The following is a 24,394-nucleotide window of genomic DNA, read 5'->3' as shown; positions in this document are numbered from 1 at the left end:
CCTGGGAAAGCATTGAAGATGATGTTACCGGAAGACCTAGATCACACCCCCGACCCCTTGCAGCAGAGCAAGGAAGCGGCCGTACTGGAATATCGCTTTGCGATATTGCATCGCTCGCGCATTGCCATTGAAAACGTCACCCCCTGCGTGGATGGCGGGCGATTTGCCGTCAAGCGCCAGCAGCAGGAAGCCGTGGTAGTGAGTGCCGACGTATTCATGGATACCCATGACCTGTTGCGTGTGTGCCTGGCCTGGCATAGCGGAGAAGATGGACGGGCGCACTACATCGCCATGCAGAGTCTGGGAAATGATCGCTGGCAGGCGAGTTTTGTACCGCCAGACATTGGCTGCCACTATTTTTTCATCGAAGCCTGGCACGACGAATTTGGTACCTATGTATCCAATCTGCGCAAAAAAGCGCAAGCACGGCTGCAAGTGGAACTTGAAATTGAAGAAGGCCGCCTGCTCATTGCCAAATACCTCGCCCATTCGAATGGCGGCCCTGCCGATCACCGCAATGCGCTGAACGCCAAGGAGTTTCTTGCGCGGCTGGTGTGCGCCCTAGAAGCGCCCGAAATCACCGCCGCCTGCGCCATGCAGGCTGAGTTGCAACAGGTGGATAGCAGCGGGCTCGATCTCTCCAGCTATTCGGGGCGCGATCAGGTCAAGCTCAGCCTGCTGCTGTCCGGCGATGTTGCCCACATGATGGAAACGCTGGACCCCAGAAACTTCATGGCGCGCAGCATCAAATTTCCCCTTATGGTGGAGCGCACTGCCGCCGCCTTTGCCAGCTGGTATGAGATGTTCCCGCGTTCACAAAGCGGGGATACCGAGCGTCATGGCACCCTGCAGGATGTCGTTGCCCGTCTGCCGGCCATCCGCGACATGGGCTTCGATGTGCTGTATTTCCCGCCCATACATCCCATCGGCCTCACCCATCGCAAAGGCCGCAACAATGCGTTGATCGCCCAGCCCAGCGACCCCGGAAGCCCGTATGCCATCGGTTCACATGAAGGCGGGCATGAAGCTCTGCATCCGCAACTTGGCACCTGGGAAGACTGGGATCACCTGCTGGAACAGACGCGCCTGCACGGCATGGAAATCGCGCTGGATTTTGCCATCCAGTGCTCGCCTGACCACCCGTGGATATCGCAACACCCGGAATGGTTTGACTGGCGGCCGGATGGCTCGCTGCGCCATGCCGAAAATCCGCCCAAGAAATACGAAGACATTGTGAATGTGGCGTTTTATGCGCCAGAGGCGATTCCACATTTGTGGCTGGCCTTGCGGAATATCTTGCTGCACTGGATTGCCAAGGGCGTGAAGATATTCCGCGTGGACAATCCACACACCAAGCCGCTGCCCTTCTGGGAATGGTTGCTGCGTACCGTGCGTGAACAGCACCCGGATGTGGTGTTTCTGTCCGAAGCCTTCACCACGCCAAAAATGATGTACCGGCTGGCGAAAACCGGCTTCAGCCAATCCTATACCTACTTCACCTGGCGCAATGACAAGCAGGGCTTGACCGATTACCTGCAGGAAATGGCGCAGGGCGAAATTGCCGATTTCTTCCGGCCCAATTTCTTTGTCAACACACCGGATATCAATCCGGTCTTCCTGCAGGAATCCGGCCGGCCAGGCTTTCAGATCCGCGCTGCACTCGCCGCTACCCTGTCAGGCCTGTGGGGGATTTCGTCCGGCTTTGAACTATGCGAAGCCGATGCCGTACCCGACAGCGAGGAATTCAACCATTCGGAAAAGTATGAAATCCGCGCTTGGGACTGGCAGCGCCCGGGCAATATCGTGGCCGAGATCAGCCGACTCAACCAGATCCGCCGCGAAAACCCGCAACTGCAAACGCATCTGGGGGTGCGCTTTCACCCCAGCAGCAATGATCAGGTGCTGTTTTTCTCCAAGACCGGCCAGCGCGACGTCACCCGACCCAGCGCAACGGTAGTACTGGTCGCCATCAATCTGGACCCGCACGCCACCCAAAGCGCCACGCTGCAGATACCGCTTTACCTGCTTGGCCTGGTGGACGACGCCGATGTGGACGTGCTGGACCTGTGGGAAAACCAGCCCACCCGCTGGCAGGGAAAATTCCAGACCATCACCCTGGACCCTGCTGATCGCCCCTTTGCTATTTGGCGTCTGGACGCCGGGAACCGATAAATGCCAACCTCCAAACATACAGACAAAAAGACCACCGACAAGAAACGGACCGACCGCCGGAGCAGCGCACTGCAATTCACGCGCGACCCGCTTTGGTACAAGGATGCCGTGATTTACCAGGTGCACGTCAAATCCTTTTTTGACGGCAACAATGACGGCATAGGCGATTTTGCCGGCCTGATCCAGAAGCTGGATTACATCGTCAGCCTGGGCGTGAATACCCTGTGGCTGTTGCCCTTCTACCCGTCACCGCGCCGCGATGATGGCTACGATATTTCCGATTATCGCGGCGTGCATCCGGATTACGGCAACCTGTTTGACGTCAAGCGCTTCATCGCCGAAGCCCACAAGCACGGGCTGCGCGTCATCACCGAGCTCATCATCAACCATACCTCGGATCAGCATCCCTGGTTTCAGCGTGCACGCCAGGCCAAGCCGGGCTCGGCTGCGCGCAACTTTTATGTGTGGTCCGATACCGATACCGCCTACAGCCAGACCCGTATCATTTTTACCGACACCGAGAATTCCAACTGGACCTGGGACCCGGTGGCCAATGCCTTTTACTGGCACCGCTTTTTCTCGCATCAGCCCGATCTCAATTACGACAATCCCCGCGTATTCAATACCGTCATGAGCATCATGGAGTTCTGGCTGGACCTGGGCGTGGATGGCCTTCGGCTGGATGCCGTGCCCTACCTGATTGAGCGCGAAGGCACCTCCAATGAAAACCTGCCGGAAACCCACCAGATCCTGAAAAAAATCCGGCAGTTCATAGACCAGCGTTACCCCGATCGCATGCTACTGGCCGAAGCCAATATGTGGCCGGAAGATGTGCAGTATTACTTCGGCAATAACGATGAATGCCACATGGCATTTCACTTCCCGCTCATGCCGCGCATGTACCTGGCACTGGCACAGGAAGACCGTTTCCCCATTACCGATATCCTGCAGCAGACACCGGATATTCCGAGTGATTGCCAATGGGCGATTTTCCTGCGCAATCATGATGAGCTGACGCTGGAAATGGTCACCGACAATGAGCGGGCCTATATGCTCAACTTTTACGCCGCGGATAACCGGGCACGGCTCAATGTTGGCATAAGGCGCCGCCTCGCCCCGCTGTTGCAGCGTGATCGCCGTCGCCTGGAACTACTGAACAGCCTGCTGCTTTCCATGCCTGGCACCCCGGTGATCTATTACGGTGACGAAATTGGCATGGGCGACAACATCCATCTCGGGGATCGCGATGGCGTGCGTACCCCCATGCAATGGACACCGGATCGCAATGGCGGCTTTTCCCTTACCGACCCGGCGCGGCTGGTTCTGCCCCTGAACATGGATACCCTTTACGGCTACCAGGCCGTGAATGTGGAAGCACAAAGCGCGGACCCGCATTCCCTGCTTAACTGGATGCGCCGCCTGCTGGCCGTGCGCAAGCAGTTCTATGCCTTTGGCCGAGGCAGTTTCCGGCTGTTATACCCGGCCAACCGCAAGATTCTCGCTTATCTGCGCGAGTACAAGCCGCAGGACATTCTGGAGCATGGCAGCCCCAATACTGCGTTTGACCCGACGGCGGATGCACGTGCGAATAGCGCCCCGCCACCGGAGAAAACCCAGGGAGAGGCCAAGCCGGGCGAGACACCCTCTGACCAGCCAGCCAGCATCAAGGCCTTGAGTGACGAGATTTTGCTGTGCGTGGCCAATGTCGGCAGCACCGCGCAGGCAGTGGAGCTCGACCTCTCGGAATATGCAGGCTATACGCCCACCGAGCTGATGGGGGAGAAGTTTCCCGTGATCGGCCCCTCGCCTTATGTGCTGACGCTGGCGCCGTACGACTTTTACTGGTTCCGTCTCAGCAACGAGCAAAGCCCGCTGGCCACGCCTTCGCGTCTGAGTGCCGTGCCTTTCATCGCTCCCGAATACCGCACCCTCGTGCTCAACGCCGGTATACATGACCTCATACAGCCCCGCTTGCAGCAACGCCTGGAAACCGAAATATTCCCGGCCTACCTCGCACGTCAGCGCTGGTTTGCCAGCCACGCCGACACCGGTAGCAAAAAAACCGCCGGTCAGGCCAAGGGGCCAATGACCGTGCATCTGCAATACCTCAGCCATTTGCCAAGGCCAGACAACAGCGCCGCGGATTTTCTGCTGGTAAGCGTTGCCGCCAGCAATAGCGATACCTGGTTTTTCATGCCGCTGGGCATAGTGCCGGAGGAGATGTCCACTTCCACGGTGATCCAGCAACATGTGATCTGCCGGGTACGTCAGGGCGCCAAAGTCGGCTTGCTGGTCGATGCCTATTGCATGGATGAGTTTGCGCTTACCCTGCTGGAGCAGTTCCGGCATTCCGGCCAGTATCGTGAAGGCGCCCGCGAGCTGCGCTTCGAATCCACCGCCAGCTTTGACGCGCTGGATTTCAAGACCAGCGAGGGCAAACCCGGGCTCGATATCCGTCGCCCGCATGCCGAGCAATCCAACAGCTCGCTGATTATCAATGATCTTGCCATCGTCAAAATGGTGCGGCACTTCCAGCCCGGCACGCACCCCGAGCTGGAAATGGCCCAGCGGCTGGATGAACTGGGTTACCACAACACGCCCGCCTTGCTGGGGCATATGGCGTTTACCAATGCCGAGGGTGAAAGCTACACCCAGATTGTCATGCAGGCCTATGTGCACAATCAGGGCGATGCCTGGCAATGGACCATCGATCGCCTGGGCATTGCCATCCAGCAGCTGAATGCCGCGGATATCGCCACGCAAGCCCTGGCACCGGAAGACACCAATGCCATGAAAGAGCTGCAGAATTTTGCCGCCACGCTTGGCAAACGGCTAGCCGAGCTGCACAACCTGCTTTCACTACCCACTGTGCACGAAGCCTTCAAGCCGCAGCAGATGGGCAAGGCCGACATTAGCGCCCTCAAGCAGCGCATCGTTCAGCAATGGCGCGAGGCATTTGCCGGGCTGGCGCATTTCAAGGCAGACAATCTGGCTGATCCGCAATTGCTGCCCGACATGCTGGGACGTCAAAAAGAAGTGTTTGCCCGCGTGGAGGCGCTGATAGACCAGGCCCGCGGTCAAGCGCTGACACGCATTCATGGCGACTTTCACCTCGGTCAGGTTCTGGTGGTGGGCGAAGATGTGCTGCTCATTGACTTTGAAGGTGAACCAGCCCGCCCGCTGCCCGAGCGGCGGCAGAAAGACAACCCCTTGCGCGATGTCGCCGGGTTAATCCGCTCGTTTTCCTATGTCGCGGCCTTTATCGAAAAAAGCGAACTGTACGCCAGCAGTGGTGGCAGCTTGCCCCGCCGGCAGATTCTGCAACGCTACAAGGACATTTCCGAAACGGCCTTCCTGCAAAGCTATTTTGACCACGCCTTGCCTCATCCACTAAGTCAGCCAGAGCAGAGCCTGAATGCAGGGGCTTATGCCCATGCCTCGGATATGGCGCTGCTACAGCTCTACAAGCTGGAAAAAGTGGGCTATGAAATCGCCTACGAACTGATGCACAGGCCCTCCTGGACTGAGGTGCCACTGGAAGGACTGAAGTCTTTGCTGCAAGAGTTGGCGCATGACAAACCCCACCATGATGAAAAGTAACCCCAAGGAAAACGTAATGCCCACCTCAGCCCACCCCTGGCTCGATCACGCATCTGACCAGCCCTCGCGCAATACTTTCCGCTATCGGCTTGCCGGTGGCGCCCAGCTGCTCAGCCTGGCCGAAACCGAGTTCCGCCTGTGGGCGCCCAATGCACGCCAGGTCGACCTGATTCTCGACAAGGGCACCGTCATCCCCATGCAGCAGGAGGCCAACACAGGCTGGTTCAGCACACAGGCCGAATGTGGTGCGGGCACGGAGTACCGTTATCGCGCCATCAACAAGGAAGGCAACGAACTGCTGGTGCCCGACCCTTACTCGCGCAGGCAAACGGGCAGCGTGCATGGCAACAGCGTGGTGGTCGATCCACAAGCCTATCGCTGGCGCCATCTGCCATGGAAGGGCCGTCCATGGCATGAAACCGTGATTTATGAAGCCCATGCCGGCGTGATGGGCGGCTTCGTCGGGGTGCGTGCCAAACTGGCTGAACTGGCCGGCATGGGCTTTACGGCGATTGAGCTGATGCCGATTGCAAGTTTCCCCGGGGCACATAACTGGGGGTATGACGGCGTGCTGCAATTTGCCCCGCATGTGAGTTATGGCACGCCGGATGAACTCAAGGCACTGGTGGATGAAGCCCACGCACTGGAGCTGTCGATCTTTCTGGACGTGGTTTACAACCATTTCGGCCCCGATGGCAATTACCTGTGGCACTATGCGCCCGAATTTTTTAACCATGCCTACAAAACGCCCTGGGGCGATGCCATTGATTTTGCCGAGCCGCATGTCCAGCAATTTTTTGTCGACAACATTTACTACTGGCTGGAAGAGTATCGCTTTGACGGCCTGCGCTTTGATGCCTGCCACGCCATCTGGAACAAAGCCTGGCTGGGCGATACCATCAAGCAGGTACGCGAGCACTATCAGGGCAAACGCCATGTGCATCTGGTCGCAGAAAACGACGACAATGCGGCCAGCCTGTTGGGGGACCGCTTTGTTGCCCAATGGAATGACGACGGCCACCATGTGCTGCACGTGCTGCTGACGGGCGAAACCGAAGGCTATTACTCGGACTACGCTGAGCATGCGGCGGAAAAACTGGCGCGCTGCCTGGCGGAAGGGTTTGTCTATCAGGGCGAGGTCTCGCAACATCGGCAAGGCGAAGTGCGGGGCGAAAACAGTCAGCATTTGCCACTGAGCTCCTTCGTGCTGTTTCTGCAAAACCATGACCAGATCGGCAACCGCCCTTTTGGCGAGCGCCTGACCACGCTGGTTCCCGAACCGGCCTTGCGGGCGGCCATGGGATTGGTGTTGCTAAGCCCGCAGATTCCGCTGCTGTTCATGGGCGAAGAGTTCGGTGCTACCCAGCCCTTTCTGTACTTCACGGATCATGAAAACCCCGAGCTGGCAGCGGCAGTATGGGAAGGGCGGCGCCGTGAATTCTCCACCTTCGAGAAATTTACCAAGGCGAGCTTTGCGGAAAAAATCCCCAACCCGAATGACATCGAAAGTTTTAACGCCTCCATTCCCCGGCCGGTAGGCAGCCACGACCCGGACATCAATCGCGCGTCGGAATGGCAAGCGTGGATACGGCAGCTGCTGAGCCTCCGCCACCAGCATATCGTCCCTTATCTGGAACACACCCGGACCTTGTCGGCCTATGCCATCGGCCCGGCAGCGGTAAAGGCACGCTGGCGTCTGGGCAATGGGGCCACGCTGGAAATCCTGCTGAATCTGGGCGATAGCCCCGTGCATTTCGGCGAGCAGTGGCCCGAAGACAAACTGGCGCAAACCCTGCTCAATGTGGGCAACCGCCATGAAGCATTAATGCAAGGCACTCTGGGTGCTTATAGCTGCCTGGTATTGCTGGAAGGCCCGCTGGGCACGGATAACGAAGCCAGTCCAGTCGCCGGAGAATCGCGACCATGACACCCCAGCATCCGCTATCCACCCTGCGCCTGCAGTTTCACAAGGGCTTTACCTTTGCCGATGCCCTGGAACATGTGGGGTATTTTTCCTCACTGGGTGTCAGCCATATTTATGCGTCGCCGATTTTCACGGCGCGACCCAATTCCAGCCATGGCTACGACATTGTGGACCCGACGCAGATCAACCCCGAGCTGGGCGGGCGCAAAGGCCTGGCCCGGCTGGTCGAAGCGTTGCGGCATGCCCACATGGGGCTGATTGTGGACATCGTGCCTAATCACATGGGAGTGGGCGGTACCGATAACCCGTGGTGGCAGCATGTTTTCGAGTGGGGGCGCCATAGCCCGTATGCCATGTGGTTTGATATCGACTGGCATTCGCCCGACCCTTATCTGCACAACAAGATTCTCGCGCCTTTTTTAGGTGATGCTTATGGCGTGGTGATCGACCAGGGAGATATCCATCTGGAGTATGACCGCCAGACCCAACGCATACAGGCACGCTATTTTGACAATGCCTTTCCCATTGCGCTGGCTGACTATGCGGATATTTTGCAAGGGGCAGATCACCCGGGGGTTGCGGGGCTGCTCGCGCAGTTTAGACGCATAGACTATAGCCTGCCCTTTCTGGACATACAGTCACAGGTCAACCAGGTGCTGGCCGCGCTGGCGACCCTCAGTCTGCATCCGGAAGTCGAGGATGCCATCAATACGGCCCTGGCCAGCTACTCGGACCAGGGCATAGAAAAACTGCATCCCTTGCTGGAAAAACAGCACTACCGCCTTACCTGGTGGCGCAATGCCTCGGACCAGATCAACTGGCGCCGCTTTTTTGAAGTGAGCGAGCTGGCGGGGGTACGGGTAGAACTGGATGAAGTGTTTGAAGCCACGCATTCGCTGCTGTTTGAGCTGTACGCGCAGGGCCTGATTGATGGGGTGCGACTGGACCATATTGATGGGCTGGCCCAGCCGCAGGATTATTGCCGCAAGCTGCGGGCGCGACTGGAAGGCCTGATGCCTAACCGGCCCCCGCATCTGCGTACGCCGGTCTACATGATAGCCGAAAAAATCCTGGCGCCCGGCGAATGGCTGCGCGAGGGATGGGGGCTGGACGGTACCACCGGCTATGAATTCATGGATCAGGTATCGGCGCTGCTGCATGACCCGCAAGGGGTTCAGCCATTGAACGCTCTGTGGCATCAGTTAAGCCAGAATGAAAAATCCTTTCATCAGCATGTGGAGCAGGCGCGTCGCCAGTTGCTATCCGAAAATCTGGTGAGCGAATTCGAGGCAGCAGTACATGCCCTGCATGCCATCGCCCGCGCTGACCTGCATACGCGCGATTATTCGCTGGCCTCGATCCGGCGCGTGTTTACCGAGATACTGGTGCACTTTCCGGTGTATCGCAGCTATGTCACGGTGGATGGCATGGATGCCCAGGATCAGGAGCTGTTTGAAAGCACGGCCATCAAGGCCAGACGCACATTGAGCCATGTCGATAAGCCACTGGTGGACATCATTTTCAGCTGGTTGCGTGGGGATCTGATCCATGACGCGCCGTCGCCGGAAATATCCGACCTGTCGCAGCGAGCGATTACCCGCTTCCAGCAACTGATGCCGCCTTTATGCGCCAAGTCCATGGAAGACACGGCGTTTTACCGCTTCGGCCGGCTGGTATCCCGCAATGAAGTGGGTAGCGACCCCGATATGTTCACGCTGGATATGGCCGCCTTTCATGATGCCTGCCAACGGCGGCTGGCGATGTATCCGGCCAATTTGCTCGCCACGGCGACCCATGATCACAAGCGTGGCGAAGATGTGCGCGCTCGCATTGCGGTCATCAGCCAGGTACCCATGCAATGGGAGCAGCAGGTAAAGCGGTGGATAGAAATGAACCAGCGCTTTCACACCCGCGTATTCCCTCAGGAAATGAAATTCGTGGCGTATGACGCTCCGCGCGTCACGCATGAATACATGCTGTACCAGATGCTGGTAGGCGCATGGCCGTTTGATTTGCAGGTGAACGATGCCGCAGGCTTGAAGGCATATGGCGAGCGCATGGAAGCCTGGTTTATCAAAAGCATACGTGAGGCAAAATGGATGTCGAGCTGGGTGCAGGCCAATGAGCCCTATGAGGAAGCATGCGCTGACTTTTTGCGCCACCTGCTTGATCCGGTGGAGAGCAGTGAATTTTTGCATTCACTGGTTCAATTCACGGAGCTGATTGCGCCCGCCGGGGCGATCAATAGCCTGGCGCAGACGGTATTGCGCATGACGGTGCCCGGCATCCCCGACTTGTACCAAGGCACCGAATTCTGGGATCTGAGCCTGGTTGATCCGGATAACCGTCGCCCGGTCGATTATGCCTTGCGCGCTCAGACCTTGCATACAACCACGCATGATGCGATTTCTGACCATGCGCCGACCAATCCGGTCTTGCTCGCCAACTGGCGCCAGGGCGGGATCAAGCAAGCCATCATCCACCGGCTGCTTGGCCTACGCAAACAGCATGCTGCGCTGTTTGAAGCTGGCGATTACCAGGCGCTGTATGCGCAAGGCATGCATGCCGACAAGGTGGTGGCATTTCAGCGGCAGCATGATGAGCAGTGCCTGCTGGTGGTGGTACCGCGCTTTTGCCATGCCTTGCTCGCCGACCATGGCAGCCTGACTCTGGCCAACTGGCACGACACCCGGCTGGAAAAGGGCTTGCGCGAGCCCGGGCGTTATCGCGACATCCTGACGGGCAAGCTGCACCTGGCGGAGCACAACACCCTGCCCCTGGCAGAGCTGTTTGCCACTTTACCGCTGGCCGTTCTGCTGCTGGAACCGGAATAACTGGCCAGGCAGTTCATTGCGCGACGCATCGACATTGCCTGCCTGGCGCCGCGCGGGCTTGCAGTAAGGGCTTATTCGCGTCATAAAAATCCTTAACCGGTGGCTGGCAGACATCAGCTAGCCCTTTAGGGCAATGCCACCGTTTAAAAATCCTATGCATCATCGTCTTGCGTAGGCCAGTCATGTTGACTCGCCTCTCAATTGACGGAGACGATGCATGCCCTTCCTGAGAACTCTGCCTCCCCTTGTCACTCACCTGCGCCTGCCTTTATGGATGGCAGGTCTCGGCAGTCATGCCCTCCCTGACAGGAGACCGTGACGATGTGGGAACAGCTGAAGGTGGCACTGGCAACCCTGAAAGCCGCTCCAGCCGGCTGGGTGGATGGCATTAATGAGGGCAGCGAGCAGACAGTGCAGTGGCTGTGGGAAGTCTTGCAGGGAGATTTCGGCGAGACTGATCAATCGAACGCCCAGCTCGCAACCGGCACCATCATTTCGATGGTGCCGCTCATTGATCAGGTCTGCGATGTGCGCGACCTGATCGCCAACTGCAAACAGATCAACAAAGACCCCAATAACGGCTGGCACTGGTTTGCACTCTGCCTCACGCTTTTGGGTCTCTTCCCCACCCTGGGTTCGCTGCTCAAGGGCTGCCTCAAAATCCTGTTTGGCTATGCGAGGCATGGCGTTCCCAAAGCCATGCGAGCCAATACGCATGTGTGGGATGCACTATCTCCCTTTGTAGAGCGCAGCATTCAGCGGCTGAATGTGCACATGAGCAGCGGCATCGTCAGAAAAACGCTCAAAACCATGCGCATCACCAACCCCTATGGCTGGCTGGCAACCCAGGTGAGGGCGCTCTCCAAAACCATCACCGCAAACGAATTGCTGACGGCATTCGACAACCTGCACCAGACATTGAACGAACTGCTGGATTACGTCAGCCGCTATGGCAATACCACCACCCAGCACAAGGTCGTGCAACTGCAGCGCGAGATCAAGGCCGTACGCGAACGCGCCAATGGCATCATGGGACGCATTGTGAGGCCCTTGCAGGAATGGCTGGAGAAACTGGCCAAGCGGCTGGATGAGGAACAGGCACGGGCGCTGAAAACCGCCGCCCCTGCAGCCCAGGGTCCCCGGCTCATGCACATGGAAAAAGAAGCCATGGATAAGGCCAAGCCGGTCTGGGTGGACAAGGGCCTGGTGCGCCCCCAATACCCGGGGCTGGATGAAATGCCGGCGAATGCCGATGAGATGATACAGAAGGGATACCCGCGCAATATCCAGTACGAGTTTGCCAATTTTCACGGCAATGTGATGCCAGCCAAATATCCTCCGGGCACCGTGCTGTACCGGATTGTAGATCCGACAGAAAAATCATTTGCCAGCGGTCAGTGGTGGACCAGCAAAGCCGAGTTCGACGCCATCACCAGCAAAGACGAATGGCGGCGTAAGTTTGGCGTGTGGCGCATCTGGAAAAGTAATGGCGAGTTCATGACATACCAGGTGCCGGAAGGCACCACGCTCAAAGGCTGGCAAGGTATCAGCGCCTCGCAGGAGATGTACGGCACTGGCTATACCCTGGAAGGCGGAGGCCTGCAGATACTGCTCGATCCTTATGATCTCAAGAGTGAACACTTGCAAAAGCGGTGGCCCACACACTGGGGTTACAACCCTTACAACCCAGGCAACCCCAGGCTCATCGGCGTGCCTGTCTTGCAACACAAATGGCCCACCACGTCGGACAAGGACTCCAAATGAGCAGCATGGACCTCAAAACGCCTTTGATCCCGCAGGAAATCTGGCTGCAAGAGCAATACAGCAGTCCGCGCTATTTCGCCAGGATGCTGAACGCCTGGGAATGCATGGTAGATGTAGCCGAACTCGCTTATGACGACTACATGCGGCATATCCCTTCCAACTATCGCCAGCGCGAACCGGGTACACAGGTGGATATCGTATGGGGTAACCGGGTCTTACCCAATCTCATCCGCACATTGCTGCACATGCGTGAAATCCACCATCGCATCAGCAAAGGCGACCCAGGTGTGTGGGCACCTGCATCGATTCAGAGCGATATCCGCGGTGCCAGCGATTACTGGCATGGCTGGATGGAAGAGCCTGCACTGGTCGCCCGCCTCGGCTTCAACCCCTTGCAGGAGTTTTATCGGCAACAGGGCATTGCCCAAAAATACGCGGCCAATATCGGGCCTACGTTTCGTTATGGCTGGAAACGCGGCGACCTGTTGGGCGACCTGAAAGAAAACCTGCGGGGTTGGGATATCACAGTTCCCAAGGAGTGGCCCACCTACCAGCTTAATCCGCTTTACCAGTGCGCCACCGGAGAAGACGTGCCGAAGTCCGGGGTTTATCTGCCGGATGTCGCATACAGTTGTGCCCAGTTCATCCCGGCGTTGCCAGACGCGCCCGAAGCCAGCATGGCCAATATAGGCCGCACTCCAGATGGTATCCGTTACAACCATCTCGAACCTGCAGTATGGACGCTGGTAGAGCGCGTGGCCGATACCGGCGGTGGTCTGGTGGATACCCGCCTCGTCACGGCGGCCCAGCAAAACGCAGCGGGCGATGAACCCTGGCTTTCCGCATTATCCGGCGAGGCTTGCCCACGTGAGGGCGTCTGGCTGTGCCCGCGCATCAACATGCGGGAAGTACGCCTGCGTCTGGGCGAGCCCATGCCGGGAGCGGGGGAAGCAGGCTTGTCAGGCAGCCTGATCTGGTACTGGAAATCCGCGCTTTGAGCAGCCGATGTCAACCATGTCTTACATGGCACAATGGCAGGTATAGGATTTAGTCCAAACTCGATACAGACGTCTATGCCTACATAAAATCTGACGCACAGAGCAGCCACTCTCCGATGCCTCGTCTCCCTGTCCCCATTTAAGGTGAATGCTGACTTCCACCCTTTCTGGAGACCATCATGCATTCATCCTTCGTGGCAGGTGCGCCTGCTTCCCGCTTTCAACATCCTCCGCGCTGGCAATTCCCTTCTGATCATTTGCTGAAGGAATTCGGCATTTGCCCGGCTGATGCCGATGCCCGCAATGACGACGATAATCTGGAAAATGAAAACGTATCCGTAGGGCAGGCTTTCCCGGACGCTGGAAAACATCCGCGTGAAAAACAACCTGAAACGCCGCCGCCACAGGATCCTGATGTACTCGATCAAGCCAATCCGCCCACTGCGGACCCTGATTATCGGCAACATCCACCAGAAACCGTGACACCCGATCCGCACAAGGCGTATCCGCCAACTGACCCGGCCCCCACCGAGCCGCAACCGGAGATCATTGATGAAAAACCCGATATCCCAGCCAAGGATATTCCCGAGGTAGCACCTCCACCGGGTGGTTTTGTGATCCGCGAAAACGCCAGGTAAATAGCAAGCCGAGTCAAGTAAACAAAGGACCCACTTCTGCCCGCCTGGAGAATCCGAGAGACAGACAAAAAAAACAGGAGCCCAAAGGCTCCTGTTTTTATGTGCGTCGCACCTAGTGCTTGGGCATGGCTTGCTGAACCGCCGCCTTCAGTTTCTTGATATCAATGCCCCCTTCGGCATTGACCACTTCCGCCATGAGTTGACCACGGCGCTTGCTTACTTCGACTTCCAGCTCTTCCAGATCAACCTTGGCCTTTTTGACCTTGGGAAACATTTCTGTTTCTTCCTCTTCCACGTGATGGTCAATGTACTCGCTAAGCACAGTCATCTTGGCGTCATACATGGGATCAGAAGGATTCATGGACTGAATCTGGCCAATCAGGCTTTTCGCGGTGCTGTGCTCTACCACCGCCTCATTCAGCAGATCGTCGTCATGAATCGCCGTACGCGCAGCCGGATAGAAAATTTCCTCTTCCACACGGGCGTGCACGGTAAGCTCCAGACAGATCTGGTTGGCTACCAGGGTTTTGCCTTCGATGTCTTCTTTCTCGGCCAGCTTGGAGTATTGCTTGAACAGCTTTTTCACATTCTTGTGATCATCAACCAGTTGCTCGATCACGTCTTTCTTCTGCGCCGTGCGGCGGGTGGTGGATTTCACGGTCGCATCTGCTTGTCGTGGTAACGTCATTTTCATCTCCTCAAGGTGGGGTTTTAATGCCCCTTCAGAGTGTCACCAGCGGTCAGTCTCAACCAGCAGATAAAGCTGATTGCCATGTAGGAAATACTGTAGAGATTGATGTGGGGAACCGTCGGATCGCATCGGCATAGTGCAGATCTTCATGCGCACCAAGCAGCATTACGTTCGGACGCCTTCACCATCGCCAATCTGCCATAGCGACTTGCGCGTCAGAAACAGGATCCCTGGCAGGATTATGAACGCCTGCGGCAACACATCACCACGGCCATGCTGGAGATGTTTACCTGACGAGAGCGCTAGTCGTTTATAAAAGAAAAAGGGGCAGTGTTGCCCCCTTTTTTTCACGTTGGTCAGCGCAGACTAACCACGATTGGGGCGTATCCGCTCCCACAAATAACGCAGGCTGAATTTATCGCGCGGGCGTGGCTTGTAGTTGGTCTTGTGCACTTCAATGTCTTCGTAAATGCGCTTGGACGCCGTGTAGTAATAAAGCGCCATGGATTTACGGGTAATGCCGTCCGGGGTATTGAGCGGTTCAGGGTGCCCGTGATTGCTATCTTCATCGGTATTGAACACCACACAGCGATTGAAAATGGGCGCGACTTTTTTCAGGCACTTGGTCATTTTCGTGTCCCACAATTCCAGGTCGCCACCGTACTCCGGCTGCCAATCCTTGTTGAGATAAATAATCATGTTGAGCCTGCGCTCCAGATGCATGGACTTGTTGATACGAAAATCCGAATGCACGCCGAGCAGCCCACCGCGACTGGTTTCATGAAAACCGCCACCGTTGAAATAGGGGTCAGGAATCAGGCCATCTATGCCTGTCATTTTTTGCAGGAACATCAGCACCGGCGCCGAGTTTACAAAGGCAAACACCTCACGCAGCTCGCGGTTGCAGGCATTCGGGCTAATCTGCCGCTTATGCAGTCCACGGTAACCACGCTCATAGACTTTCTCATTGCTGGTCTGCTCGCGCGGGAATTGGTCGAGGATGGACTGAGCCAGCGCTTCCGGTAAAAAATTATCAATGACGATATGCGGAAATGGCTCCCCTGACTGGTACTGGCTGGCTAGTGTTTCCCCGCAGGCGATGGCTTGTGACTCTTCCAGATAGGGCCCATCCTGTGTATCAATCGGAAGGGTCAGGCTGACTGTTTGCATCAATGCTCCTTGCGTCTTTCGTAGTGCAGGCACACACCATGATGTGCGATAGACGGGTTATTAAGCGGGCTTACGCCCTGTCGATAAAGCAAAGCCCCTCACATGCGCAAGGGGCAGAACCGTTATCCATCGGATATACGGCCATTACATCTGCAAAAACCGTAGCGCCAGCAACTGCTTGCTGACACAACAGCTAACGAAATTATCCCACCAAACCCTCTCAGCTTAGAACAGAAATTACAGCTTCCGGCGTTAAAAATGTCTGGCGAGACGCGCAAGCATCAAGCCCCTTTGCACTCCAGGCCAGGGTTCAGCATTTTAAGCTGCTCAATGGCGGCGGCAATCGCCCCCTCTGCGCCGCCGGGAGCCTGCACTTCATCGGGCACCAGCGCCGGGGCATCGTCCGACAGGGGGGCCACCTTGGCCACACCATAGCCACTGGGGGCTTCATTTGGCAGGGCTGCACGACCGCTGATCTGGTAACTGCGGTAAATGGAGGGAATGCCTTCTTCATCCAGCGTGTCGCTAGTGAAAAAAATGCGTATGGATACGGCGGGCAATGAATTTTCGGCTGTCATGTCATACCTCCATAAAATGAATAATGATCGCTACGCCTGCACTGCAAGCTGAATAAAACATCATACTACTGATTGAACAAGGGGCGTTTTACTCGCACGCGCGGGCTCTGGTCTCAAGCAGATAAGCGCTTGCGTCTCGCCTTAGCTGTGAGTCCTGCCTGGCGCTTGCGTTCCCTGCAGGCACCGGCAAAGGTGGCGAGCCCTGCATTTGCAGGCTGCTCATGGCATGGCAAATGAGGTTAGAATGCCTGTCCAGTCGTTTAACCGTTGGTTTTTTGGAGGGTGAACATGAGTGATCTTTATGGCGCGCAACACCGCGTGTTGCAGCAGCAGTTTGATACCGTCAGCATGGCAGACCGGGTAAGCGAGTTTATTGTCGTTCCCGAGATCAGCGATGAGCACCGTGGCTTCATCGAGAGCCGCGACATGTTTTTTCTCTCCACCATTGATCACAGAGGCTTCCCCACCTGCTCTTACAAAGGCGGCAGCACTGGCTTTGTGAAGGTGCTGGACAGCAAGACCCTGGCCTTCCCCAGTCTGGACGGCAATGGCATGTACCTTTCCATGGGCAACATGACCCTCAACCCGAAAATCGGCATGCTGTTTATTGATTTTGAGCACCCACACCGCGTGCGCGTGCATGGCACGGCACAAATTGTGCCCAATGACCCTTTGCTGCAGGAATATAAAGAAGCAGAGCTGGTGGTGCGCGTGACGATAGAAGAGATATTCATCAACTGTCCGCGCTACATCCATCCTCATCAGCGCGTTGCCACCTCGCGCTATGTACCGCAGCCGCATTGCCCGACGCCATTGCCACAATGGAAGCGGATTGACGGCCTGCAGGATGCCTTGCCAGCGCGCGACAAGGATGTAGCGGAATCGCTGGGCGGCACGATCAGTTTTGAAGAGTATGCCGAGCTGGTGATGAAAGGCGAAGGTTAAGCGACAGTCTTAGCGCCCATCTCGCCCACCTATGCGCAACGGCGGCAGGTGGGCGTTATAATGCCAGCTGGCATATCAGGCGCGTCAGGTGCCAGAAATAACAGGGATAAGAATGGCAAGTTGTGAATTATGTGCAGTGCCAGGGGGCGAGTTGCAATGGCAGGATGAATTCTGCCGGGTGGTACGGGTAGAAGACCAGGATTACCCGGGCTTTTGCCGGGTGATACTTAACCGTCATGTGAAAGAAATGACGGATCTTGCCAGCGAAGATCAGCTGCGCCTGATGCAAGTGGTGCTCAAGGTGGAACGAGCAGTGCGCAAGATCATGCGGCCAGACAAGATCAATCTCGCCAGCCTGGGCAATATGACGCCGCATGTGCACTGGCACGTTATCCCGCGCTATAAACGTGACCGGCATTTCCCTGCTGCGATATGGGCGCCTGCCCGCCGCGAGACCATGGGCCATCCACTGGATGCCGCCACGGCCAGCGCACTGAAACAGGAAATCCAGCAGATTCTTGGCTAGCCAGTTGCAGGGCCGGCCACCTGAAACAGGCTAGCCCTGCAATATCAGCCGCTCAACCGGCTTGCCATTGATGAGATGCGACTCGATGATTTCATCAATGTCTTCGTTGTCGACAAAACCGTACCAGACCGCTTCTGGGTAAATCACCATCAGCGGGCCCTCGCTGCAGCGATCCAGGCAGCCAGCACGGTTGATACGGACATTGCCCTTGCCGCTCAGCTTGAGCTTCTTGATACGCGATTTCATATAGTCAAAGGCGGCCTCGGCGCCGTGATTGGCGCAGCAGTCTGAGCCGTCCTCACGCTTGTTGAGGCAGAAAAACACATGATGCTGAAAATAGGGTGTCATGGCGTTCATTTTCATGAGGCTAGGTTATGAAGGCATGGCCGCATAAAGGCGGCTACTCCGTGGTCAGACTGTCCTGACGGGTAAAGTTCCAGGTGCGGGTCACGCTCAGGATATCGGTATCGGCGCGCACATTTTCCGGGAACGGGGCAAACGGCGCCGCCAGCTCCACAATCCGACGCGCACCATCATCCAGCTCCTTGTAGCCTGAGCTCTGGTTGATTTCGATCTTGTCCAGGCTGCCATCGGCGCGGATGGAGACGGTCATGGTCAGCTTGCCATACAGTTTTTTATCCTTGGCGGCTTCGGGATAATTGAGGCTACCGACTTTCTCAACCTTCTGCCGCCAGTTATCCACGTAAGCGGCAAAGCGGTATTCCTGAGCACGGGCACCGATAAACTTGCGCTTGGGGCGCTTCTGGTACTCATCCTGCTGCTTGGCAATCTGCGCTTCCAGTCTCGCCATATCCAGACTGCTGGCCAGCAAATCAGCGGCCTTGAGCGACTTGCTGCTGGCCGACTGCTCGCCGGTTTCCGGCTTGACTGCAGCGGCTTCCTGCGCGGGGTGGGTCTCCACCTTTTTGGTCGATTGCAGCTGATGCATCAGCTCTTGCACCTGCTTCTCCAGTTCAGCCACTTTTTGCTGGCGACGCTCCGCTTCAGAGGTAGTAGAAGACGCTTGCATGGCACTCTGGCGTGACTGCGCTTCCGGCTTGGGAGTGGTTTGCTTGGGTGGCTGGTCAGGCGGTGGCAATGCCGATTTCATGCGACGATCCGCATCAGTATTACCGCCGCGATTCAGGTTGGCCTGAGCCAGTGCATCGGCTTTCTCTGGTTTGCTTTCGGTTTTGGTGTTGACCAGCACAACATCCATGGACGACATTTTGTCCTTCAACACCTGCAAGTTAGGCGCCTTGAAATCCAGACTGGCAATGATCGCGATATGCAGCACGGCCGACACCAGCAAGGTGACGCCCAGCGCATCAAGGCGGCTCAACATGCGCAGGTTCAAGCGGCCAGCCTTTCCAGCAGTTTTTGATGGATACCGCCAAAGCCACCATTGCTCATGACCAGAATATGGTCACCGCTGCGTGCTTCGCGGGCGATGGCTTCCACCAGCTTCGTCATGTCGGTTTCCACCTGGGCAATCTCGCCCATGTCGTTCAGGGCTTCGGCCGCGTCCCAGCCGAGGTTGGCCCCATAACAGTAAACACGGTCGGCTGACTTGAGACTGGCGGGCAAGGCGGCTTTCATGACGCCCAGCTTCATGGTGTTGGAGCGTGGCTCCAGCACCGCCAGAATGCGCGACGACCCGACCTTGGCACGCAAACCTTCCAGCGTGGTGGTAATCGCAGTCGGGTGATGCGCGAAGTCATCGTAGACCGTAATCCCCTTCACCTCGCCGCGCACTTCCATGCGGCGTTTCACATTCTGGAATTCGGCAAGCGCCGCAATACCGACCTCAACGGGCACGCCCACATGGCGCGCAGCCGCCAACGCGGCCAATGCATTCATACGGTTATGCTCGCCCAACAGGCTCCATTGCACGCGGCCCAATACCTGCTCGCCTTGTATCACATCAAAACTGCCCTCGGCATCGGCGGCGCCGGCATGCCAGCCATGCGCATCGCCAAAGGTTTCCACCGGGGTCCAGCAGCCACGTGCAATCACACGCTCCAGGCTTTCTTCCCGTCCATTGGCTACCACCAGGCCCTGCTGCGGCACGGTGCGCACCAGATGGTGAAACTGGGTTTCAATGGCGGCCAGGTCAGCAAAAATATCGGCATGGTCAAACTCGAGATTGTTGAGCACGGCCGTGCGTGGGCGATAGTGGACAAACTTGGAGCGCTTGTCGAAAAACGCCGTATCGTATTCATCGGCCTCAATCACGAAAAAGGGCGAGCGCCCCTGTGGCTCCTGCCGCGGAGCGCCGGGCAAGCGCGCAGAGATATCAAAATTCTGCGGCACGCCGCCAATCAGAAAGCCAGGCGCCAGCCCGGCGTATTCCAGAATCCAGGCCAGCATGGAACTGGTGGTGGTTTTGCCATGCGTGCCGGCGACTGCCAGCACCCATTTATCGCGCAACACATTTTCGGCCAGCCACTGCGGGCCCGAAACATAGGGCAAGCCACGATTGAGGATTTCCTCCATCAATGGGTTGCCACGCGAGACCACATTGCCAATGACGTAAATATCAGGATTGAGTGCGGTTTGCTCTGGGGAGAAACCTTCGGTCAGGTCTATGCCCTGCGCCTCCAATTGTGTGCTCATCGGCGGGTAGACATTGGCATCGCAACCGGTCACGCGATGGCCTGCGGCTTTGGCCAGCACTGCAATGCCGCCCATGAATGTTCCGCAAATGCCGAGGATGTGAATATGCATGATGTGTTCTTAACGAATGATGACGGGAAAGGGAATGTATCCGAGTTGTAAAAACTATTGCTTAATGATCCCGTTAGCTTTTAAAGTATTTAAAAAATAGTGTCCTGTACCATTTTATGCATAATGATAAGCGATAGCAGGACTAAAAGGCAGTCAGTATCACTTGAATATGGGGAGCACCGTTGATGAGTAGCGCAGTAATCGAGCCATTAGGCTCAGGAGGGGCCGATGTCTTTCTCGGACGCCAGCCCATATTGACTGCGAACCGAAAAATCATAGCCTACGAGCTGCTGTTCCGATCGGAAGCCAGCCTCTCGGCAGACGTGGTGGATGACGTGCTTGCCACCTCCACCGTCATCGTCAACATGCTGAGTGAGTTCGGACTTGAACTGGTGCTTGGCAATGAAGATGCCTTCCTGAATGTCTCCGCCAGCCTGCTGATGAGCGAGACGCTGGAGTTGTTGCCACCAGACCGCGTGATCCTCGAAATCCTGGAAGATGTCCCCATCAATGCGCAAATCGTGGAACGTTGCGCCGCCTTGAAAGAAATGGGCTTTCGTATCGCACTGGATGACTTTCTCTACCGCCCGGAATACGACCATATCCTGCCCCTGGTCGATATTGTGAAAGTCGACCTTACCATCACCCCGCTCAAGCACATGGCACCATCGCTGACCGTGTTGCGCAAACATAATCACATTCAACTCCTCGCGGAAAAAGTCCAGAACGAAGAAGAATTTGAAGCTTTCAAGAAGCTTGGCTTTGAGCTGTTTCAGGGCTATTTCTTTGCACAGCCGGTGATCCTGCAGGGCAAAAAGCCACAGCCCAACCAGATGACGCTGATGCGCATCATGGGCATGCTGATCAGTGACGCCAACCTGCAAGCGTTGGAAGAACCCTTCAAGCAAAGCCCCGACCTCTCGGTCAGCCTGCTGCGCCTGGTCAACTCGGTCGGTATCAGCGGCGGTCGTCAGCAGGAAATCGGCTCCATACGCCAGGCGATTGCCGTGCTGGGCCAGCGCCAGCTGCTGCGCTGGGTACAGCTCCTACTATACGTTTCACCCGAAGCTGGCACCGCCAGCAACCTGATGCAGCAAGTTGCCAGCCGTGCCCGCCTGATGGAGCTGATTGCACTCAAGCTGCAATCACCCGAGCCGCGCTTCAGTGATCAGGCCTTCATGGTCGGCATGCTGTCGCTGGTCGATGCCGTGTTGCAAGTGCCCATCGAGAAAATCCTGAATGAAATCGGACTGATGGAGCACCTGAAACAGGCCATCCTGGCGCACGAAGGCCCGCTGGGCCAGCTCTTGCAACTGGCGCAGGAAATAGAACGCACCGACTTTGAAGCCGTGCGTGCCGATCTCCATGCATTGGGCATCAGCGTCGGTGACTTTACCTCCATCCAGCTGCAAGCCATGCAATGGGCCGCCGAGCTTAACAAACAGGCTGCGTGATTGGATGATAAAAGTCTTGCGCTAAGGCGTCACAAAAAAGTCGGCAATCTGCCGGCTTTTTCTTTTCGATAGTGCTAATTGGCTAAATACAAAATCAGAACTTGAGCCGCAAACTCAGCAACGCACTACGTGGAGCTCCTGGGGTGTTGTACAAATCAGCGCCGCCATGGGCAGAAATGTAATACTCCTTATCTAACAAGTTGTTCAATGTCAGGCGCAAATCGTAGCGTTTGGTCTCATAAAAAGCGCTGGCGTCAAAGCGGGTATAGCCGGGCAATTTCACGACATTGCTGGCAGAGGCATACTGATCGCCCACTAACACCACGCCCCCGGCTAGGCCAAAGCCATTGCCAAATCGGTGCGATACCCAAAGGTTGGCACTATGCCGCGGCGTGAGGCTGGCGCGATTGCCTTCAAGTGCCACTCGCGCAGGTTCACCGACGATATTGACGGCCATGGTCGAAGGCGAGTCCGTAATCTTGGCATCCATATAGGCATAACCAGCATTGACGTCCCAGCCTTCCGCCAGGCGTCCCATGGCGGATAACTCCAGTCCATCGGTACGCTGCTCGCCGACCGGTATCAGTCGATTATTGTTGGCAGGATCTGCGCTCTTGATGTTGGTGCGCTCAAGCCGGAACAGGGAAACCATGGTCGACAGATTGCCATTCAGCCAGTCCAGCTTGGCGCCCACCTCATAATTGGTGGTTTCTTCTGGTGCTAGCTGAGCGGCATTGTTGGTGAAGGCCAGATTGAAGGTTTCCTGCGATGGCTGGAACGACTTGGTATAAGAGCCATACAAACTGACATCATCCGCCGGCTGATAAACCAGCCCAGCCCGCGGGCTCCACTCTTTGTCCACGCGATCAAGCTTGGCCGAGCTCAGATTGTCTTTTGTTTCCTGATTGAAGCGATCATAACGAGCCCCTAACAGCGCTTTCCAGCGCTCGGACAACGTGACCAGATCCTGCATGTAAAACGCCGCCGTCGTGCTGGTGCCAGTAGAATCCGAAGGGCTTAGGCCCACGCGGGCAGAAGGCGTCAGTATCGGGTTGTAAAGGCTCACCGAGGCAGGGTTCTGGTAGTTTCCAGACAGAGCATCTTTCTTCTGTTCGCCAAACTCCATGCCAAACAGCAAGGCATGCTCAAGGCCGAATGCGCGCGTTTTGATACTGAGATCGGTCTGATTGAAATAGCCATCTTCCTCACGCTGCACCGTGCTGTAGCGCCGATTAGCTATCGGGTTGCTGATGGTACCGGTAATGCTGCTAACCACGGTGTTGTTGCGATCAAGATCATAGTGATACATGCGGAAAGCATTGCGCAGTTTCACATCTTCACTGAATTTGTGTTCCAGCACAAAAGAGCCCGCGCTGACGCGGCTTTGCACATAGTCATCGCGCCGCGCATTGGCCGAACCATAATACGTATCTATATTGACCTTGACCGGACGACCATTGATGGCAGGCACGCCAAAGTCATTCAGCCGGCGATCATCCAGATATTCCGCCTGCAACAAAAGGCGTGTTTTTTCGGAAATATCAAACTGGATGGAGGGCGCAATAAATTCACGATCAGTAAAGGATTGATCGCGGAAACCATCGCTCTTCTGGCGGGCACCAGTGATACGCAAAGCCACATTATCCCCTAGCGGCTGGTTGATATCAGCCTCGTATCGCTGGAAATCATAGCTGCCAATGGTCGTAGTGAGATTAATCATCGGCTTGTCAAACGGCTTCTTGGTTATACGATTGATCAGGCCCCCAGATGAGCCGCGGCCATACAGCACCGCTGCCGGGCCTTTCAAGACCTCAATCTGCTCCACATTGGCAAGATCACGGAAGTAAAGCGCATCATCGCGGATGCCATCCACGAACTGATCGGCAATCGCGCTGAATCCACGAATATTTACCTGGTCACGCTGACCATCGCCATTGCTGAAGCCAATGCCGGGCACATTGCGCAGTGCATCCTGCAGCGATATGGCCCCCTGATCTTCCATCAAAGCCTTGGGGATCACGTTCACCGTCTGCGGAATATCACGCAAAGGCACATCGATTTTTGCTGCTGTGGTGCTGACAACAGCCTGATAAGGAGAAGACACTTCTTTTTGCGCTTTTACCTTCACTTCCTCCAGTTCGCTGGGGCTGTCTTCTGGATTTGGCGTGGCGCCGAATGAAGCTGTGGAAATACTGCTGAATACAAACATTAATGCTAAATGCAATTTGGAATGGCGATACATGGCCCCCTGAGCCTTTCTGGTTTTTTAGTAACTGATGAGATGAATTGCATTGGGCAGAAGAGATCTGCTGGGTGGGGACCGCTGAACTACGTCGGTGGGTGGTGACTTGCCTATCCAATGATGTTAATTAT

17 protein-coding genes are annotated in these 24,394 nt (G+C 56.4%); 10 read left to right on the top strand and 7 right to left on the bottom strand.

Annotated features, from left to right (window positions below):
* The first annotated feature begins 18 nt into the window (after window positions 1–18).
* The 7 genes from ACWWD9_RS01730 (at window position 19) to ACWWD9_RS01700 (ending at window position 13,930) form a co-directional block, all read left to right on the top strand.
* The gene (locus ACWWD9_RS01730; RefSeq protein ID WP_455867536.1) at window positions 19–2,172 is read left to right on the top strand and encodes an alpha-1,4-glucan--maltose-1-phosphate maltosyltransferase; all 2,154 of its coding nucleotides are present in this window, start codon (window positions 19–21) and stop codon (window positions 2,170–2,172) included.
* Window positions 2,173–5,772, top strand: a complete 3,600-nt coding sequence (gene treS / locus ACWWD9_RS01725) for a maltose alpha-D-glucosyltransferase (protein ID WP_455867535.1) — start codon at window positions 2,173–2,175, stop codon at window positions 5,770–5,772.
* A complete protein-coding gene (treZ, locus tag ACWWD9_RS01720) occupies window positions 5,744–7,699 on the top strand; it encodes a malto-oligosyltrehalose trehalohydrolase (protein WP_455867534.1) in 1,956 nt (651 codons plus the stop codon). The genes treS and treZ overlap by 29 nt, the downstream gene beginning before the upstream one ends.
* Window positions 7,696–10,530, top strand: a complete 2,835-nt coding sequence (gene treY, locus ACWWD9_RS01715; RefSeq protein ID WP_455867533.1) for a malto-oligosyltrehalose synthase — start codon at window positions 7,696–7,698, stop codon at window positions 10,528–10,530. The genes treZ and treY overlap by 4 nt, the downstream gene beginning before the upstream one ends.
* A gap of 321 nt (window positions 10,531–10,851) precedes the next feature.
* Window positions 10,852–12,294 carry a hypothetical protein gene (locus tag ACWWD9_RS01710; protein ID WP_455867532.1) on the top strand — a complete coding sequence of 481 codons (1,443 nt, stop codon included), beginning with the start codon at window positions 10,852–10,854 and terminating at the stop codon, window positions 12,292–12,294.
* Window positions 12,291–13,292 (top strand): hypothetical protein, encoded by a 1,002-nt coding sequence (locus ACWWD9_RS01705; RefSeq protein WP_455867531.1) that lies wholly within the window; start codon window positions 12,291–12,293, stop codon window positions 13,290–13,292. The genes ACWWD9_RS01710 and ACWWD9_RS01705 overlap by 4 nt, the downstream gene beginning before the upstream one ends.
* A 179-nt stretch (window positions 13,293–13,471) precedes the next feature.
* Entirely contained in the window at window positions 13,472–13,930 is a 459-nt protein-coding gene (locus ACWWD9_RS01700) for a hypothetical protein (protein WP_455867530.1), read from the top strand.
* Window positions 13,931–14,042: 112 nt separating this feature from the next.
* Here the strand turns inward: ACWWD9_RS01700 and ACWWD9_RS01695 are convergent, their stop codons facing one another.
* From ACWWD9_RS01695 to ACWWD9_RS01685, 3 genes are all read right to left on the bottom strand, one after another.
* A complete protein-coding gene (locus ACWWD9_RS01695) occupies window positions 14,043–14,618 on the bottom strand; it encodes a hemerythrin domain-containing protein (RefSeq protein WP_455867529.1) in 576 nt (191 codons plus the stop codon).
* 369 nt (window positions 14,619–14,987) lie between these two features.
* Window positions 14,988–15,791 carry a 2OG-Fe(II) oxygenase gene (locus tag ACWWD9_RS01690; protein WP_455867528.1) on the bottom strand — a complete coding sequence of 268 codons (804 nt, stop codon included), beginning with the start codon at window positions 15,789–15,791 and terminating at the stop codon, window positions 14,988–14,990.
* 281 nt (window positions 15,792–16,072) lie between these two features.
* Entirely contained in the window at window positions 16,073–16,369 is a 297-nt protein-coding gene (locus tag ACWWD9_RS01685; RefSeq protein ID WP_230346114.1) for a hypothetical protein, read from the bottom strand.
* Window positions 16,370–16,657: 288 nt separating this feature from the next.
* Between ACWWD9_RS01685 and ACWWD9_RS01680 the strand changes: the two genes are divergently transcribed.
* Window positions 16,658–17,314 (top strand): pyridoxamine 5'-phosphate oxidase family protein, encoded by a 657-nt coding sequence (locus ACWWD9_RS01680; protein ID WP_013443279.1) that lies wholly within the window; start codon window positions 16,658–16,660, stop codon window positions 17,312–17,314.
* Between the two features lie 112 nt (window positions 17,315–17,426).
* Window positions 17,427–17,840 (top strand): HIT family protein, encoded by a 414-nt coding sequence (locus tag ACWWD9_RS01675; RefSeq protein WP_159354911.1) that lies wholly within the window; start codon window positions 17,427–17,429, stop codon window positions 17,838–17,840.
* Window positions 17,841–17,870: 30 nt separating this feature from the next.
* Here ACWWD9_RS01675 and ACWWD9_RS01670 read toward each other — a convergent pair whose 3' ends face one another.
* The 3 genes from ACWWD9_RS01670 to mpl are packed head-to-tail and all read right to left on the bottom strand — an operon-like array spanning window position 17,871 to window position 20,567.
* Window positions 17,871–18,188 (bottom strand): (2Fe-2S) ferredoxin domain-containing protein, encoded by a 318-nt coding sequence (locus ACWWD9_RS01670; RefSeq protein ID WP_013443281.1) that lies wholly within the window; start codon window positions 18,186–18,188, stop codon window positions 17,871–17,873.
* Window positions 18,189–18,240: 52 nt separating this feature from the next.
* A complete protein-coding gene (locus tag ACWWD9_RS01665) occupies window positions 18,241–19,185 on the bottom strand; it encodes a TonB family protein (RefSeq protein WP_455867527.1) in 945 nt (314 codons plus the stop codon).
* Between the two features lie 8 nt (window positions 19,186–19,193).
* Window positions 19,194–20,567 carry a UDP-N-acetylmuramate:L-alanyl-gamma-D-glutamyl-meso-diaminopimelate ligase gene (mpl, locus tag ACWWD9_RS01660; protein ID WP_455867526.1) on the bottom strand — a complete coding sequence of 458 codons (1,374 nt, stop codon included), beginning with the start codon at window positions 20,565–20,567 and terminating at the stop codon, window positions 19,194–19,196.
* Between the two features lie 185 nt (window positions 20,568–20,752).
* Between mpl and ACWWD9_RS01655 the strand changes: the two genes are divergently transcribed.
* Window positions 20,753–22,021: an EAL and HDOD domain-containing protein gene (locus ACWWD9_RS01655; RefSeq protein WP_455867525.1), complete on the top strand. Its 1,269-nt coding sequence runs from the start codon at window positions 20,753–20,755 to the stop codon at window positions 22,019–22,021.
* A gap of 94 nt (window positions 22,022–22,115) precedes the next feature.
* Here the strand turns inward: ACWWD9_RS01655 and ACWWD9_RS01650 are convergent, their stop codons facing one another.
* Window positions 22,116–24,230: a TonB-dependent receptor gene (locus tag ACWWD9_RS01650; RefSeq protein ID WP_455867524.1), complete on the bottom strand. Its 2,115-nt coding sequence runs from the start codon at window positions 24,228–24,230 to the stop codon at window positions 22,116–22,118.
* Between the last annotated feature and the right edge of the window lie 164 nt (window positions 24,231–24,394).

The sequence above is a fragment of the Methylovorus sp. SPW-M1 genome, from assembly GCF_053848825.1.
Note: the sequence above shows the minus strand (reverse complement) of the source record. Positions and strands in the feature narration are given on the sequence as shown.